Genomic DNA, 15,997 nt, shown 5'->3' on the forward strand with positions numbered 1-15,997 from the left:
GGCTGCTCCTTCAATTCTTCTGCGCGATATAGGCGCGCCAGCCGCCGAGGTGGGTGATGTCCTCCGCGCCGGTCAGCGCCCGCGGTTCGGCGACGAAGCCTTTGACGCTGGTGCCGTCTGCCAGCGTGACGGTGCCGATGGCGAGCGGGGCGGGGACTTCGACGGTGAAGCTGCCGAATTCGGCGACGCCGAGTTCATAGACTTCGACCGCGATGGCCGCGCCGCCTTCGCCGCTGTGGACCAGCGCGGGCTTGGGCGGCACGCTGTCGGCCATGGCATAGAGCCGGTAGGTGGGCGCAGTGTGCGTGGCCTCCACGAAGGTCGCCTCGCGCGAGGTGAGCTGCCAGTGGAGCGGCATGTCCTTGAGGTGGGCGCCGACGACGGCGAGCTTGACGGTCTGCATATGGCCCTCGAGGTCAAGAGGTGGCGGGGGGGCGAGGTCGGCCCTGGCGAGATAGGTGTCGGCAAGATCGAGCAGCGTGCGGTCGGTGTCGGCCGGGCCGATCAGTGTGATGCCGAAGCCGGTGCGGTTGTGCCGCGTGCCGGCCGGGACCGCGAGCGCGGCCATGTCGAGCAGGTTCACGAAGTTGGTATAGGCGCCGAGATTGCTGTTGAGCGCAATGGGCGCCTGCGCGAGTTCCGCCACGCGGTAGGTCGTGCCGGTGGTCGGGAAGGCCAGCGCATCGAGCTCGCCCCACAGAAGGTCGGCGTGACGCTTGATCTCGGCGAGGCGGTAGATGCCGTGGAAGGTCTCGACCGCGGTCTTGTCCCATCCGGCTTCGACGACGGTGCGGACGGTGGGATCGACGGCATTGGGGTTGGCCTTGAGGATCTGCGCCATCGCGGCGGTGCGTTCGGCCACCCAAGGGCCGCCATAGAGCAGCTGCGCGGCTTCCTGCAGCGGGGCGATGTCGATCTCGACCAGTTCGGCGAAGCTGGCGAGGTGATCGAGCGCGCGGTCGTAGAAGTATTCGGATTCTGCATCGCCGAACCACTGGCGCTGGTGGCGCATCGGGACGCCGATGCGGGTCGGCGTGATGGCGCGGTCAGCCAGCGGCTTGGACCACGGATCGGCGGGATCGAAGCAGGCGAGGACCTTGTCGACCAATGCGGCGTCGGCGGTGGTGTGCGCGAAGACGGTGACGCAATCGATCGAACGGCAGGCGGGGACGACGCCGTTCGTGCTCCAGCGGCCCTTGGTGGGCTTGAAGCCGATCAGGTGGTTGAACGCGGCGGGAACCCGGCCAGAGCCCGCAGTATCGGTGCCGAGCGCGATGGGGACGAGGCCCGCCGCGACTGCGATGGCCGAGCCGGAACTGGAGCCGCCGCTGACATAGGCGCGGTTGAAGGCATTGCGCGGGATTCCATAGGGGCTGCGCACGCCGACGAGGCCGGTGGCGAACTGATCGAGATTGGTCTTGCCCATGCAGATCGCGCCTGCCGCCGCGAGGCGCGCGGTGACGGTGGCGCTTTGCTCTGGCGTATAGGCGAAGGCGGGGCAGGCGGCGGTGGTCTCGAAGCCGGCGACGTCGATGTTGTCCTTCGCGGCGTAGGGAACGCCGGCGAGGGGGAGCTTCTCGCCAGCCGCGATGCGGGCATCTACGTCGCGGGCGGCGGCGAGGACCTGTTCGGCACTGGCGCGGCTGATCCAGATCTGGGGCTGGACCGCATCATAGGCGGCGATCCGGGCGAGCACGGCTTCGGCCTGCTGGACGGCGGTCGTAGCGCCGGATTGGACGGCGGCGGCGATCTCGGCAGCGGTCATGCCGTCCTCCTCAGGGCCAGCATCGGCGAGCCGGGCTGCAGGGACTGCTTCTCCTTGATGTAGAGCGCCTCGATCGTGCCGGTGCCAGGGCTTTCGACCGGGCATTCCATCTTCATCGCCTCGATCACCGCGATGGTGTCGCCGGCCTTCACCGCGTCGCCCGCGGAGACGAGGAGCTTCCACACGCTGCCGCCGAAGGGGGCTTCGATGAGGTCGGTGCCGTCGGGAATTTCGGTGAGCGCTTCGGCAGGGGCTTCGGTTTCGGTGAGGCTGCTGACGCGGTCGAACTCGCCGCGGCGTTCCCAGTCGGCGCGTTCGGCGTCGAAGGCGGCCTGGCGATTGGCCTCAAAGGCGGCAATGGCCTCGGCGTTGTCGGCCAGGAATGCGCGGTAATCGGCGAGGCGGAATTCGCTCGGCTCGATCTTCAGCGCGCGGCGGCCGGCGGGGAAATCGCGGCGCCATGCGGTGAGCTCTTCGGCGCTGACCGGATAGAAACGGATCTGGTCGAAGAAGCGCAGCAGCCAGGGCTTGCCTTCGGTGAAGGCATCCGTCTGCTTGTAGGTGTTCCACACCTGCACGGTGCGGCCGAACAGCTGGTAACCGCCCGGGCCTTCCATCCCGTAGATGCACATATAGGCGCCGCCGATGCCGACGACATTGGGCGGGGTCCAGGTGCGCGCCGGGTTGTACTTGGTGGTGACGAGGCGGTGGCGCGGATCGACCGGGGTCGCGACAGGCGCGCCGAGATAGACGTCGCCGAGGCCCATGACGAGGTAGTTGGCCTCGTATATCAGGTTCTCGACCGCGGCGACATCGGGAAGGCCGTTGATGCGGCGGATGAATTCGATGTTGTCCGGGCACCATGGCGCATCGTCGCGGACGGCGCCCATGTACTTCTGGATGGTCTCCAGCTTGGCGGGATCGCGCCATGACAGCGGCAGGTGGACGACGCGGCTCGGGATGGTGAAGTCCCCGAGGTCTCCGAGGCGTTCTTCCGCGTCGATCAGCATGGCGAGCGCGGTGGCCTGATCCAGCGCCTTCCCATCGAAATGCAGCTGGAGCGAGCGGATACCCGGGACCACGTCGATGACGCCGGGGTGGGCCATTCGCTCCATCTCGACCATCAGCGCGTGGACGCGGATCCTGAGCTCGATGTCGAGGACGATCGGGCCATATTCGACGAGGATGTTTCGATCACCCTGCTGGCGGTAGTTCGTGCGGGGGCGGCCTTGTGCTTCGGGCAGTTCGACGAGGATCGGGGAAAGATGGGCGACAGGGCGGTCGGGCACCGGGCCGGGGAGCGTGCCGTCGCTGAGCAGGCGCTGCTGGTCGGCATCGGCTGTGGCGGCATCGGCGATGGTGACCGGGGCAAAGCGCAGCCGGTCGCCGGGGACGAGCTGGCCAAGCTTCCAACGGTCGGCCGCGATGACCACGAAGGGGCAGACAAACCCCCCCAAGGAGGGGCCATCCGGGCCAAGGATGATCGGCATGTCACCGGTGAAATCGACCGCGCCGATGGCGTAGGGGTTGTCGTGGATGTTGGAGGGGTGGAGCCCCGCTTCGCCGCCGTCCTTCCGCGCCCAGTGCGGCTTGGGGCCGATGAGACGCACGCCGGTGCGGTTGGAATTGTAGTGCACCTGCCATTCGGCGGCGACAATCATGTCGATGTCTTCGGCGGTGAAGAAATCGGGCGCGCCGTGGGGACCGTAAAGGACGCGCAGGGTCCATTCGGTGCCGAGCGGGGGAAGCGCGGTAGCGGCGAGCGGCGCTTCGGTGGGCTCATCGCCGAGGTGGAGCACATCGCCCGCGACAAGGCGCCGCGCGGCGTGGCCGCCGAACTGGCCGAGTTCGAAGGTGCTGCAGCTGCCGAGATAGGGGGCGATGTCGAGGCCGCCCGCGAAGAGCAGGTAGCCGCGCATGCCGCCGCCGCGGGCACGGCCGAGTGCAAGCGTCTGGCCGGCGGCAATGGCGATGACCTGACCGCGCTGGACGGGGACGCCGTCGAGCGTTGCGCCAAAATCCGCCCCGGTGAGTACGACCTTGGCTGGCGCAGTGAAGGCGAGGGTGGGGCCTGAGTGCGTAAGTTCCAGGCCAGCCGTGCCTTCGGGATTGCCGAGCAGGCGGTTGCCGAGGCGGAACGACTGGTCGTCCATCGGCCCTGAAGGCGGGACGCCGACCGCCCAGAGGCGCTGGCGGCCGGGCCAATCCTGCACCGTCGTGGCGGTGCCGCCGCTGATGACGCGGACGCTGCGGGGGGTATATGCAATCGCATCGAGGACGCGGGTGGAGACTTCGCCGCTGGTGAAGGCAGGCGTGCGCACCACATCGCGCAGCCAGCGCAAGTTGGTTTCGATGCCGTCGATGCGGGTTTCAGCGAGCGCTGCCTGCATAGCGGTGACGGCTACCTCGCGCGTGGGCGCGTGGACGATCAGCTTGGCGAGCATCGGATCGTACCAGGCGCTGACTTCGCTGCCGCCCATGACCCACGTCTCGGTGCGGATGTCCGCCGGGAATTCGACCGCTGTCAGCGTGCCCGAGGTCGGGCGGTAATCGAGCGCCGGGTCCTCGGCGTAGAGGCGGACCTGCACCGAATGGCCTTGCGGCGTGGTGGGGGCGCTGTCCAGAAAGCTGAAATCGCCCGCGCCGCCGCGCACCATCCATTCGACGAGATCGAGGCCCATGACCATTTCGGTCACGCCGTGCTCGACCTGCAGGCGGGTGTTCATTTCGAGGAAGTAGAACTGCTGCCGCTCGGCGTCGTAGAGGAACTCGACCGTCCCTGCGGAGCGATAGCGGGCAGCCTGCCCGAGGCGGACTGCGGCGGCGTAGAGATCTTGCCGGACCTGTTCGGGCAGGAGCGGCGCAGGGGCTTCTTCGACCACCTTCTGGTTGCGGCGCTGGAGCGAGCAGTCGCGTTCGCCAAGCGCAACGACGCGGCCTTGTCCGTCGCCGAAGATCTGCACCTCGACATGGCGCGCATGGCGCACGTAGCGTTCGAGGAAAACGCCGGCATCGCCGAAGTTGCTCTGGCCGAGGCGGGCAACGGTCGCGAAGCCTTCGCGCACATCGGCCTGTGTTTCGCACACGCGCATGCCGATGCCGCCGCCGCCGGCGGTCGCCTTGAGCATGACCGGGAAGCCGATCTCGTTGGCGGCGGCGAGCGCGTCCTTCTCGCTCGTCAGCAGGTCCGAACCGGGTGCGAGCGGCACGCCGTGCGCCTTGGCCAGCGAGCGGGCGCTATGCTTGAGGCCGAACTGGCGGATGTTGTCGGGCGTGGGGCCGATGAAGACGGTCCCGGCGGCGGCGCAGGCTTCGGCGAAGTCGGTGTTCTCGGCAAGAAAACCGTAGCCGGGATGGATCGCGCCCGCGCCGGTCTGCTTGGCGGCGGCGAGGATCGCCTCGATGTTGAGATAGCTCTCGGACGGACGCGCTCCGCCGATGCAGACCGCCTCATCGGCCTCCGAGACGTGGAGCGAGCCCGCGTCTGCCTCCGAATAGACCGCGACCGAGCGCAGCCCCATGCGGCGCAAGGTGCGGATGATCCGGGTGGCGATGGCGCCCCGGTTGGCAATGAGGACGGTGTCGAAGCTCATGTTCTCGCTATGACTCACTGCTCCCCTCCCCGTGGGGAGGGGTTGGGGGAGGGGGTACGGCATGTCCGGTGAGTGCTGGATATCCCCACCCGGCCTCCCCCGGACGGGGGAGGGGAAGAAGAAGGATTTGGGAACGCCGCGCTCATGCGGCGACGATCATGCGGACGGGCGTCGGGTTGAAGCCGTTGCAGGGGTTGTTGATCTGCGGGCAGTTCGAGACGACGACGATGACGTCCATCTCGGCCTTGAGATCGACCGTGAGGCCCGGCGCGGAAATGCCGTCGACGATGCCGAGCGCGCCGTCTGCTTCCACCGGCACGTTCATGAAGAAGTTGATGTTGGCGACAATATCGCGCTTGCCGCGGCCTTCGGTGAGGTTGGCTTCGAGGAAGTTCTCGACGCAGGCATGCTGGGCCTTGGTGTGGTGGCCATAGCGCAGCGTGTTGGATTCGCATGAGCAGGCGCCGCCGATGGTGTCGTGGTATTCGACCGTGGTGGCGGCGATCGTCATCATCGGGCGGCCCTCGTTCGAGCGCAGGACCGTGCCGGTGCGCAGGAACAGGTTGCCTTGCGCGGCAACGGTGTCCTGCGCGGAATAGCGCTCGGTATCGTCGGCCTCGCTGTAGAGCAGGAAGTCGACCGCCTGGTTGCCTTCGAGGTCGACGATGCGCAGCGTCTGGCCCTTCTTGATGTGATGGATCCAGGGCGCGCGGGCGGGGACAACCTCGTCGTGGACGATGGTATCAGGGAGGCCATCATGGTGCGGATCGCGGTTCTGCATGGGGCTGCCTCCTTACCGGCGGTAGTAGTCTTCGACGTTGAGGAAAGCCCGAAGACCCTCCGGCGTCGCGGTGCGGATGGGATCGTCTTCGGCCGCGACGGGTCCGCGCCAGGCGGTGAGGCGCAGCGGCGTGACGGTGTAGTCCGGCCGGGGATCAAGCACGTGGGGCACGTTGGCGATGACCACGATGACGTCCATTTCAGCGCGCAGGATCACCTCGCGACCGGGCTCGAACGGGCCGATCTGCGGTTCGATCGTGCCGTCATCCCCAATCTTCGCGCCCTTGAACAGGGTGATCGCGGCGTGGATGTCGCGGCGCTGGAGGCCGTGCTTGGCGGCGCCGAGCAGGAAGCGGTCGCGCCCGTTGGGGAACTGGCCGGAGTTGCGCCCGTCGCCATACTTCGCCGCGTTGGTGTAGGCGTTGGAAGTGCCGGAGAAGGTGTCGTGCGTGCCGCCCGTCGTGTCCTTGAAGATGCTCATCAGGACACGGCCCATGTCGGAGAGCAGGAACTTGCCCTCGGCGAGATAGGCGTTCCACTGGATCTTCACGGTGTCGGCAAAGCTGTAACGCTCGGTCGGCATCTCGGCGTTGAAGATCTGCAGGCTGGCGCTGGCATCGCCTTTGGTGTCGATCAGCCGCAGTCGGCTCCCGCGCGGCAGCCGGCGGGTGGCATAGCCGCCGGGGGCGACGGTTTCTTCCCAGAGCAGGTCGGACGCGTCGACGCCTTCGGGCAGGTCCGGCACGGCGGGGGGGAGGATCGGCATCGCCTCGACCACGGTGCCGCCCTGGGCGCGGGCGTGATCGCGGGCTGCGTTCGGGTTGGCGAGAGCAGTCATGCGGCTTCTCCCTGCGCATCGGCTTCGGGCTCATAGAGCTGGGGAAGAAGCGCGGTGGTGGTGACGAGTTCGAGCTGTTGCACCCCGCGCACGCGGCGCAGCGCGTCCGACAGGTCCTTGAGGCGGGCAGCGGGGCCCTGGACGAGCAGCACTTCGAGCGACTGGTCATCCTCGAGGAAGACGTGCTGCGAGGAGATCACTTCCTTGAGGTAGTGCGCCTGCGTCTGCGCGAGCTGGTGGCGGACGCGGCCGCGCTCCCCGCGGTAGACCAGCGTGATCGTGCCGGCGAGCATCTCGTCGGGCCGCGTGAACGCCTCGTGCGCGGCAAGCGCGTGGCGGATCAGTTCGGCCATGAGCTGCGAGCGCGACGGGAGCTGGCGCTCGGTCACCATCATGTCGAGCTTGCGGAACAGTTCGGCAGGAAGGCTCATGCTGAGCCGGGCGAGGCCGGGGGTTGAGCCGAAGGTTGTGGGCGTCATTGCCATTCCTCTCAATTCGTGGCCGCGACAGGTGTTGGCTGGGTTTCGGGTTCCGGCGCCGGGACCGGAGGACCGCGCAAGGGCAGGTCGTAGACCGCCGTCGCGCCGTAGCGGTGTGGCGCGTGCGGATCGTGGCGGCGCTTGTCGAGCGCGAGGACGCGCGTGCCGAGCGTGAAGGCTTCCTTGATGTCGTGCGTGACCATCACGACAGTGAGCGAATAGTCGCGCCACAAGCGGGTGATCAGGCCATGCATGTCCGCCCGGATGCCGGGGTCGAGCGCGCCGAAGGGTTCATCGAGAAGCAGGATGCGCGGGCGCTTGATCAGCGCCTGCGCGATGGCGAGGCGCTGCTGCATGCCCCCCGACATCTGCGCCGGGTAGAGGTGGAGGCTGTCGCCAAGGCCAACGGCTTCGAGCATCTGCGTCGCTTCGGCTTCCGCCTTCCGGCGGGCGCCGCCGAACAGGCGCGCGGCGAAGGGCGCGGCGGGGCATTCGAGGCCGAAGGTGACGTTGCCGAGCACCGTCATATGCGGGAAGACCGAATAGCGCTGGAACACGACGCCGCGATCGGGACCGCATTCGGGGCGGAGCGGCTGCCCGTCGAGCAAGACCTGCCCGCGCGTTGGCGCTTCCTGCCCGAGGATCAGGCGCAGCAGGCTCGACTTGCCCGCGCCGGAAGGGCCGATGATCGAGAGGAACGCCCCTTCGGCGACCTCGAGGTTGACCTTTTCGAGCACGACCTTGTCGCCGTATTCGATCCAGACATTGCGTAGCGAGAGCAGCGCGTTCACCGGGCGTCTCCATGGGCCCAGGGGAAGGCGCGGCGGCTCAGCGCATTCAGCGCGACGTCCATCACGATGGCGAGCAGCGCGATCCACGCGACGTAGGGGATGATCACGTCCATCGAGAGATAGCGGCGGACGAGGAAGATGCGGTAGCCAAGGCCGATGTCGGAAGCGACGGCTTCGGCGGAGATGAGGAATACCCACGCCGGGCCGAGTGCAAGGCGGATCGCCTGCAGCAGGCGCGGCATCGCTTGGGGGAGCGCTACGCGGGCGATGATCTGCCATGAATTGGCGCCAAGCGTCTCGGCCTTGATGATCTGCTCGCGCGGGAGGCTGCCGACATGGGCGGCGATGTCGCGGATCATCACCGGCGCGACGCCGATGGCGATGAGGACGACCTTCGAGGTCTCACCCAGCCCCAGCGCGATGAACAGGATCGGGAGCAGCGCGATCGGCGGGATGACCGCAATGCCGGTCACCAGCGGGCTCAGCGTTGCACGGACCGGCGGGAGTGCCCCGATGAGAAGGCCGAGGACGAGCGCGAAAAGTGTCGCGATGCCAAGGCCGAGGCCGAGGCGCTGGAGGCTGGCGAGCGTATCGGCCCAGAACACGAGATGGCCGGAAAGCGGATCGGGCGTGGTGAGGAGGCCGACCATCGCCGTGAACATGCCGCCGGGGAGGGGGAGGATCTTGTCCGACGGGTTCGCCGCGTGCCGCGCTGCCGCCATGATCAGGTAGATCACGAGGAGCAGCACGATCGGTGCGCCGCCTGCGATCAGGCGGTCCCGTTTGGAGAAGTGGCGGTTGATCAGCCGCATCGGCTCAGATTTTCCCGTCGGCGGCGAGCTTCATGAAGCTGTCGTCGAAGCGCAGGGTGACGTGGTTCTTGTCGCCGAGTGTCTTGCCGCCGGGGAAGGCGATGCCGACAGCGTCCGCCGTTGCCGCGCCCTTGAACAGACCGCGCGCGAAGCTGAAATCGCGCACGCGGGTCATCGTGGTGACGAGCGCGGGCGACTGCGTGGCGGCGACGGCGGCCTTGGGGTCGGTGTAGAGGAAGGTCGTCTTGAGCTGGCTGTCGAAGGTTTCGGGCGCGGCCCCTGCCAGCTTGGCCATCGCGGCGCGCGCGGCCTTGCCGTCCGCATCCTGCTTCATCATCAGCTGGACGGTATCGTACCAGATGCCCGCGAGCGCCTTGCCGAGATCGGGATTGGCCTTGAGCGTGGCGGTATCGACAACGAGCAGGTCGAGGATCTCGCCCGGAATATCGGCCGAGGAAAAGACCTGCGTGACGCCGGGCTGCGCGCGCATCACCGAAAGCTGCGGGTTCCAGGCCACGGCGGCGGTGACATCGGGGCTGGCGAAGGCGCCGACGATGTCCGCATCGGCCGTGTTGACCGTCTTCACGTCGGTCATGCCCATGCCTGCCTTTTCGAGCGCGCGCGCCAGAAGGTAGTGCGAGACCGAGAGCTCGACCAGATTGACCGAGCGGTCCTTGAGTGCGGAAAGGTCCGCGGCGCCCTTTAGCAGCACGCCGTCGTTGCCGTTGGAATAGTCGCCGAGAATGACCGCCGTGGTGTCCTTGCCGCCCGCAGCCGGGATCGTCAGCGCGTCCATGTTGGCGAGGGTGACGCCGTCGAGCTTGCCGGCGGTGTACTGGTTGATCGATTCGACGTAGTCGTTGACCTGCACGATCTTGATCTTGAGGTGGTACTTGTCTTCCCACTTCTTCACGATGCCGGCTTGCTGGGCATAAGGCCACGGCATCCAGCCGGCATAGATCGACCAGCCGATGCTGAATTCGGATTTCTTTTCAGTGGGAGCGCCGCCTCCGCCGGAACACCCCGTGAGGGCGAGCGTGGCGACAAGGGCCGCAGCGAGGAGCGAACCGGTGATCCCTCGGGTTTTCCTGGTGGGAGAGGTGGCTGACACGATTCTGTCTCCTTTCGCAGTGCAGCATTGCGAGAAACAATCTGCTTGTCCACGGCAAAATGTTACGTTCCGGAAAAAACGTAATACCACCTTGGGCCGATGCCCTGTGGAGGCTGCGAATCGGGCCCCATAAACTGTGGCTTTCTGTTGATTCGATGCAACGCTGCAGCGAACCGGGTGTGCGATCTCGCGGCTGCTTGGTGAGCCATCCGGTCCGGAAAAATCAAGGATTTCCGCACTGCAGCGAGGATCGGATAATACCGGAGTTGCCGGGAATTATTACGCTTGACCTGTTATGTAATATCGATAGCGTAACTGAAATGTCGCAAAGGAGCTGGTCCATTGCGGCGCCAACAATAACACTTTGGGTCAGGCAATAGTATTGCTTGACGACGTTAAGCTGCATGAATGGTATTCGTGCAGTGTGGTGTCGTGCGAATTCGGCAGGTGGTTCTGAAATCGCCTGGCACCGGTTTGTCATGATTTGCTGGATGATCGGCGGTTCGGGTGGAATTGCCTCTTTGGTCATCTGGTGAAGCTGCGAGTTGGGGCGCCTCTTCGGAGGCAGATTGAGGGATTGACATGGCGCCAGTTCCACAAGGGGCGGCGCTCCCCGGCAACAAGGGGGAAATCAGGGACTGGATGTCACTTCGAAAAGGCTTTCACGCAGTCAACGCGGGGGCTCGAGTGACCAAGAAAACCTATAAGACAACGCTGGCCAAAAAGGCCCTGTACGGTGCGACGATCCTCATGGGCAGCACCGCATTTCCCGCTTTCGCACAGACGGCTCCGGCCCCGGCGAGCGACGCACCACAGGCCTCGGCCGTCGAAGACAACAGCGCCATCGTGGTGACCGCGACGCGGCGCGCAACTTCGCTGCAGGACGTGCCGATCAACATCACCGCGCTCGGCGGCGACCAGCTCGCCCGTCAACGCATTGATGACATCCGCGATATTGCCGACTTCACGCCGGGCGTGACGATTGCCGACACTGGCCCGGGCTCGACCGGCACGATCGTGCTGCGCGGCCTCAACGCCTCGGATACCGACGCGACCGGCAACAGCTATGACAACGCATTGGGCGTCTACCTCGGCGAAGTCCCGATCTACTATGACTTCAAGATGCTCGACATCGCCCGCGTCGAGACGCTGCTTGGCCCGCAAGGCACGCTCTACGGCCTTGGCACGCTGGCCGGTGCGATCCGCAACATCCCCAACCGGCCTGACACGAACAAGTGGTCGGCGGAGTGGCACGGACGCGTCTATGGCAAGAACGAGGCCTCGAAAGTCGGCTATCAGGTCGACGGAGTGATCAACATTCCGATCGTCAAGGACCGCATCGCGTTCCGTTCGGTGACGGGATACTACTACGATCCCGGCTTCATCGATTACACGCGCATAGTGAAGACACCGGGCGTCTCACTCCCGCAGGAGCCGGGTTCTCCGCCGATCACGCAGGCGTTTGCTGACGCCAATCTAACTACCCGCAAAGATCTCAACTTCGAGAAGACCTTCACGACCCGCAACCAACTGTTGTTCCAGATCACGCCGGATCTGTCGGTTGACTTCACCTACGCCTTCCAGCGCACGAAGACCGGCGGCGGGCAGTACAACAGCGATTTCGTGTTCGGCACCGGCAGGTATGAAAGCGCGGCGCGTTATGCCGAGCCGGTGAACCGCAATGCGCACCTCGCCAGCATGGAAATCAATGCCAATGTCGCCGATATCTTCGATCTCGTAGCGACGACCGCCTATACCAAGGTCAACAACAAGCGGGTCGGCGACAACACCGACCTGCTGCTTGATCTGGACTATGATTACGAGTTGTTCCCAGCGTTCACCAGCTTCAACGAGAGCGAAAACACACGCAAACAGTTCAACCAGGAAATCCGCTTCGTCTCTACCCACGGCGGGCCGTTCAGCTGGGTGCTCGGCGGCTTCTTCAACCAGCAGAAGCTGCAGGCGGATTACCGTGAGCGCGTGCCCGGATTGCCGGGCGTCGATCTGGCGACCAACCCCCTGGAGCTCGAATATGTGTCCTACAACCGCGCCAAGGTGATCGAGAAGGCGGTTTTCGGCGAGGGCACGTTCAAGATCACGCCGGAATGGCAAGTCACGGCTGGCGGCCGCTATTTCAGCTACACTTCACAGGTTTCCGGACGTGCGGTCGTACCGCTGCTCGGCGATCCGCTCAGCCCCTATGATGCAGACCCTGCGGGCGGTCAGGCAGGTCAAAGCGGCGGGGTGTGGAAGTTCAACACCTCGTACAAGTTCACGCCCGGTGTCATGGTCTACGTGACCTACAGCAAGGGCTATCGCATCGGCGGACCGAACACGGTCGCGCCTTGCATCTTCCCGCTCAAGCCGCCGCCATTCCAGAACGTTTGCGCGCTGCCGAACGAGCAGCAGTATGGCCCGGACAGCACCAAGAACCTCGAAGTCGGTATTCGCGCCGAGCTTTTCGACCGCAAGCTGACCTTCAACCTGAACGCGTTCACGATCAGCTGGGACGGCATCCAGCTGGCCTCGGCAACCGTCAACGGCATCGTCGGCATCACTGTCAATGGCGGCAAGGGCAAGTCGGACGGCTTCGACGCGTCGTTCCAGCTGCGGCCGATCGATGGGCTGTCGATCCAGGGGACGTATTCCTACACCAACGCACGGCTGACCGAAGATGTTGTCGGGCTTATCCCGGTCAACGATCCGGCGGGTGTCTATCCGAGTTCGCCGGCCCGGATCAATGCGCTCAAGGGCGATCGTTTGCCCGGATCGACGCGCAACAGCGGCAGCCTCGGCATCAACTACACCAAGCCTGCGTTCGGTGGCGATCTGACGGCCGACTGGACCGCTACCTATCGCGGCGATGTGGTGACGCGCCTTGGTTGGGACCGCGCCTTTGGCGACAAGCTGCCGGGCTTCGTGCTGCACCGCGCCTCGCTCAGCTGGCAGAATGACACGTTCACGGTGGGCCTGTTCGCGAACAACATCTTCAACAAGTACGCGGTGACGGCGGTGTCCAACGACCGGTCGCGCGTCGGGCTGAACGATGGCGTCCGCCTGCGCTACTTGCGCAACACGGTGATCACGCCGCGCACTTTCGGTCTGGAGTTGCGCGTGAAGTACTGAGCTTGGGAAGAGGGTGACTGCACAAAAGGGGGCGGGGTTGATCCTCGCCCCCGATTGCGCAATTCTGCAGCAATAAGACAAGTTGCAGGGCAGCAACGTGAAAAACCACAGGTGAGGAGTGGTGCGTCATGAGTTCGGGCATCAAGAGGCTGGCGGTCGATTGCATCCCGCCCGCGACAGTGGCGGCAGTGGTGGCATTCTGGGCGTGGGCGCCGGAAAGCCTCGTCGCGAACCCGTGGACCCTGCTCGTGGTCAACAGCGTGGTGACGGCCTTCGTGCTGGGGCTGGAGCTGGTGTTCGAGCGGCATGAGGGCTGGCGGATCAACCGGCAGGAGTTCTTCACCGATCTGTTCTACTTCGTGCTGATCAACACGGTCATCTCGCGCATGGCCTATATCCTGTCCGAGGCGCCGCTTCATGCGCTGAAGGAAGCCTGGGGCATCACCACGCCGTGGGTGACGGCAATGCCGTTCCTCGCGCAAGTGGCGCTCGTCGTGTTCCTTTGGGAGTTCGGCCAGTACTGGATGCACCGGCTGATGCACAACTGGGAGCCGTTCTGGCTGACCCACGCGCCGCATCACCACATCACCCAGCTCAACGCGATGAAGGGCGCGGTCGGCAATCCGATCGAGCTGTTCCTGATCAGCCTCGGGATTGTCGCGCTGCTCGATGTTTCGCCCGCAGCCTATCTCTGCGCCTTTGCGGTGACCAATGCTGTGGCGACGTACGCCCATGCCAATGTGAAGAGCGACCCGCCGCTGTTTTACAGCTTCTTCTTCACGACGATCCGCCACCACAGCTTCCACCACTCGGTGGGCTATGAGAACACGCGCTGCAATTATGGCAATTCGCTGATCCTGATCGACCGGATGTTTGGCACCTACAAGGAAGGCGAAGGCATTCTGGTGGGGCAGGACGACCGGCGCCGGCTGACGATCTGGGAGCAGTTCGTGTTTCCGTTCAAGCCGCTGATCGCGATGGTGGAGAAGCGCAAGGGCGCGTCCACCGCCCAGTGAAGACCAAAGCGTGAAGACCAAAGCGTGAAGACCGAAGCGTGAGCGCTGAACCGGCCCGGATTGCCGCTGTCCGCCGGGCGATGAGCCGGGGTGATCTGGGCGCGGCGGAGCAGCTTGCGGCGAGCGCGGTCGCAGCCTTTCCCGATGATGCGGAGGCGCGGTTCCTGCTTGGCATGGCGCGGGCGGAAGCAGGGCGAGTGAGCGCCGGGATTGCCGATGTGGCGCAGGCCGTGGAGCTTGAGCCGCGCGGCAGCTTCCGGGCGCAGCTGGCGCGGCTGCAGATCATGCTGCGGCAGGACGGCGCGGCTGCGGCGACATTGGCGGCAGCCGAGCAAGCGCTGCCGGAGGATGCGCTGGGCCGCGATACGATGGGCTGCGTCTATGCGCGGCTCGGCGAACATGCCGCTTCGGTGCCGCACTTTCGCGAGGCGGTGCGGCTCGCGCCGGGCAATGTCTCGTTCCACTACAATCTGGCGGCGGCACTCAATTTCATCGGTGACATTGCGGGAGCGGAGGCGGCGGCAGAGGCCTTGCTGGCTATCGATCCCGATTATGCGCGCGGGCATCACCTGCTCGCGGGCCTCAGGAAGCAGACGCCTGAGAGCAATCATGTGGCTAGGTTGGAAGCGGCGCTGGGGCGGGCCGCTGCGAGCGATGCGCGGCTGCTGATCGGTTATGCGCTGGCGAAGGAGCTCGAAGATCTGGGCGAGCAGCAGGCCGCCTTCGCCCGCCTGTCCGCCGCCAATGCCCAGCACCGGGCGCGCCTGCCATATACGTTCGCGCGCGATGCGGCGAATTTCGATGCCATCGAGCGGGTCTGGCCGCACGTGGCTGCCGCCCCGGTGCAAGGAGCGCCGCAGGATGCACCGATTTTCGTGATCGGCATGCCGCGTACCGGGACGACGCTGGTCGACCGCATCCTGTCCTCGCACCCCGAGGTGTGGAGCGCGGGCGAATTGCAGGCAATGCCGCTCGCGGTGAAGATGGCCTCGGGAACGCGCAGCCGGACGGTGCTGGATGTGGAGACCATCGAAGCGGCCGCCGGGGCTGATCTCAGCGCGATCGGGCGCGATTACATGGCGCGGGCACGCACTCATGCCGGGGCGCGCGAGGGGCGGTTTACCGACAAGTTTCCGGGCAATTTCCAGTACGCCGGCTTCATCGCGTGCGCATTGCCGGAAGCGCGGATCGTGTGCCTCAGGCGCCATCCGCTCGATACGGTGCTGGCGAATTTCCGCAATCTCTTCGCGATCTCCTCGCGCTATTACGACTACAGCTACGATCTGATGGATATCGCGCGTTACTACGTGCGGTTCGACAGCCTGATGGCCTTCTGGCGCGAGGCGCTGCCGGGGCGCATTCTCGAGCTGGGCTATGAGGATCTGGTCGCCGATCAGGAGGGCCAGACGCGGCGTCTGCTCGCGCACTGCGGGCTGGCGTGGGACGAAGCCTGCCTCGACTTCCACCGCAACACCGCGCCCGTCTCGACCCCCAGCGCGCAGCAGGTGCGGCGGCCGATGTACAAGGATTCGGTCGCGCGCTGGAAGGCGCACCGGGACGCGCTGGCCCCGGTGATCGCCTACTTCGAAGCCGAGGGCATCGCTATCTAGAGCACTTTCCGACCAATCTGGCTCACCGTGACGGAGCCGATTTTGGCCCAGCGCGAGGCGCGAGGAGGGAGCTATG

The 15,997-nt window shown here is 65.7% G+C and carries 11 protein-coding genes; 3 read left to right on the plus strand and 8 right to left on the minus strand.

Annotated elements, in window-relative coordinates; genetic code table 11:
* Nucleotides 1-10: 10 nt before the first annotated feature.
* From atzF to IP83_RS00320, 8 genes are all read right to left on the minus strand, one after another.
* Complete coding sequence (gene atzF / locus IP83_RS00285) at nucleotides 11-1,765, minus strand: allophanate hydrolase (RefSeq protein ID WP_054120200.1); 1,755 nt, start codon at nucleotides 1,763-1,765, stop codon at nucleotides 11-13.
* The gene (gene uca / locus IP83_RS00290) at nucleotides 1,762-5,358 is read right to left on the minus strand and encodes an urea carboxylase (RefSeq protein ID WP_054120201.1); all 3,597 of its coding nucleotides are present in this window, start codon (nucleotides 5,356-5,358) and stop codon (nucleotides 1,762-1,764) included. Before uca ends, atzF begins: the two co-directional genes overlap by 4 nt.
* A gap of 142 nt (nucleotides 5,359-5,500) precedes the next feature.
* Nucleotides 5,501-6,139, minus strand: coding sequence for an urea amidolyase associated protein UAAP2 (locus IP83_RS00295; RefSeq protein ID WP_054120202.1), 639 nt, complete (start codon nucleotides 6,137-6,139; stop codon nucleotides 5,501-5,503).
* A gap of 12 nt (nucleotides 6,140-6,151) precedes the next feature.
* A complete protein-coding gene (locus IP83_RS00300) occupies nucleotides 6,152-6,976 on the minus strand; it encodes an urea amidolyase associated protein UAAP1 (RefSeq protein WP_054120203.1) in 825 nt (274 codons plus the stop codon).
* Entirely contained in the window at nucleotides 6,973-7,455 is a 483-nt protein-coding gene (locus tag IP83_RS00305; protein WP_231624847.1) for a CopG family ribbon-helix-helix protein, read from the minus strand. The genes IP83_RS00300 and IP83_RS00305 overlap by 4 nt, the downstream gene beginning before the upstream one ends.
* A gap of 11 nt (nucleotides 7,456-7,466) precedes the next feature.
* Nucleotides 7,467-8,246 carry an ABC transporter ATP-binding protein gene (locus IP83_RS00310; protein ID WP_054120204.1) on the minus strand — a complete coding sequence of 260 codons (780 nt, stop codon included), beginning with the start codon at nucleotides 8,244-8,246 and terminating at the stop codon, nucleotides 7,467-7,469.
* A complete protein-coding gene (locus IP83_RS00315) occupies nucleotides 8,243-9,058 on the minus strand; it encodes an ABC transporter permease (RefSeq protein WP_054120205.1) in 816 nt (271 codons plus the stop codon). The genes IP83_RS00310 and IP83_RS00315 overlap by 4 nt, the downstream gene beginning before the upstream one ends.
* Before the next feature lie 4 nt (nucleotides 9,059-9,062).
* Nucleotides 9,063-10,169: a putative urea ABC transporter substrate-binding protein gene (locus tag IP83_RS00320; RefSeq protein ID WP_231624848.1), complete on the minus strand. Its 1,107-nt coding sequence runs from the start codon at nucleotides 10,167-10,169 to the stop codon at nucleotides 9,063-9,065.
* 750 nt (nucleotides 10,170-10,919) lie between these two features.
* Between IP83_RS00320 and IP83_RS00325 the strand changes: the two genes are divergently transcribed.
* The 3 genes from IP83_RS00325 to IP83_RS00335 all read left to right on the plus strand — a co-directional run bounded on the left by IP83_RS00325 (nucleotide 10,920) and on the right by IP83_RS00335 (nucleotide 15,921).
* Nucleotides 10,920-13,295 carry a TonB-dependent receptor gene (locus IP83_RS00325; protein ID WP_054120215.1) on the plus strand — a complete coding sequence of 792 codons (2,376 nt, stop codon included), beginning with the start codon at nucleotides 10,920-10,922 and terminating at the stop codon, nucleotides 13,293-13,295.
* A 128-nt stretch (nucleotides 13,296-13,423) separates the two neighbouring features.
* On the plus strand, nucleotides 13,424-14,311 hold the full coding sequence (locus tag IP83_RS00330; protein WP_054120206.1) for a sterol desaturase family protein: 888 nt from the start codon (nucleotides 13,424-13,426) through the stop codon (nucleotides 14,309-14,311).
* A 38-nt stretch (nucleotides 14,312-14,349) separates the two neighbouring features.
* Entirely contained in the window at nucleotides 14,350-15,921 is a 1,572-nt protein-coding gene (locus IP83_RS00335; RefSeq protein WP_054120207.1) for a tetratricopeptide repeat-containing sulfotransferase family protein, read from the plus strand.
* Nucleotides 15,922-15,997: the final 76 nt, after the last annotated feature.

It is taken from the genome of Novosphingobium sp. AAP93, from assembly GCF_001296055.1.
In the GTDB taxonomy this organism is placed as follows: domain Bacteria; phylum Pseudomonadota; class Alphaproteobacteria; order Sphingomonadales; family Sphingomonadaceae; genus Novosphingobium.

Excerpts from the sequence above, each read along its gene's own strand:
- IP83_RS00330 (WP_054120206.1), top strand. The coding sequence starts at position 13,424 with ATGAGTTCGGGCATCAAGAGGCTGGCGGTCGATTGCATCCCGCCCGCG.
- IP83_RS00295 (WP_054120202.1), bottom strand. The coding sequence starts at position 6,139 with ATGCAGAACCGCGATCCGCACCATGATGGCCTCCCTGATACCATCGTC.
- IP83_RS00305 (WP_231624847.1), bottom strand. The coding sequence starts at position 7,455 with ATGACGCCCACAACCTTCGGCTCAACCCCCGGCCTCGCCCGGCTCAGC.
- IP83_RS00300 (WP_054120203.1), bottom strand. The coding sequence starts at position 6,976 with ATGACTGCTCTCGCCAACCCGAACGCAGCCCGCGATCACGCCCGCGCC.
- uca (WP_054120201.1), bottom strand. The coding sequence starts at position 5,358 with ATGAGCTTCGACACCGTCCTCATTGCCAACCGGGGCGCCATCGCCACC.
- IP83_RS00325 (WP_054120215.1), top strand. The coding sequence starts at position 10,920 with ATGGGCAGCACCGCATTTCCCGCTTTCGCACAGACGGCTCCGGCCCCG.
- atzF (WP_054120200.1), bottom strand. The coding sequence starts at position 1,765 with ATGACCGCTGCCGAGATCGCCGCCGCCGTCCAATCCGGCGCTACGACC.
- IP83_RS00315 (WP_054120205.1), bottom strand. The coding sequence starts at position 9,058 with ATGCGGCTGATCAACCGCCACTTCTCCAAACGGGACCGCCTGATCGCA.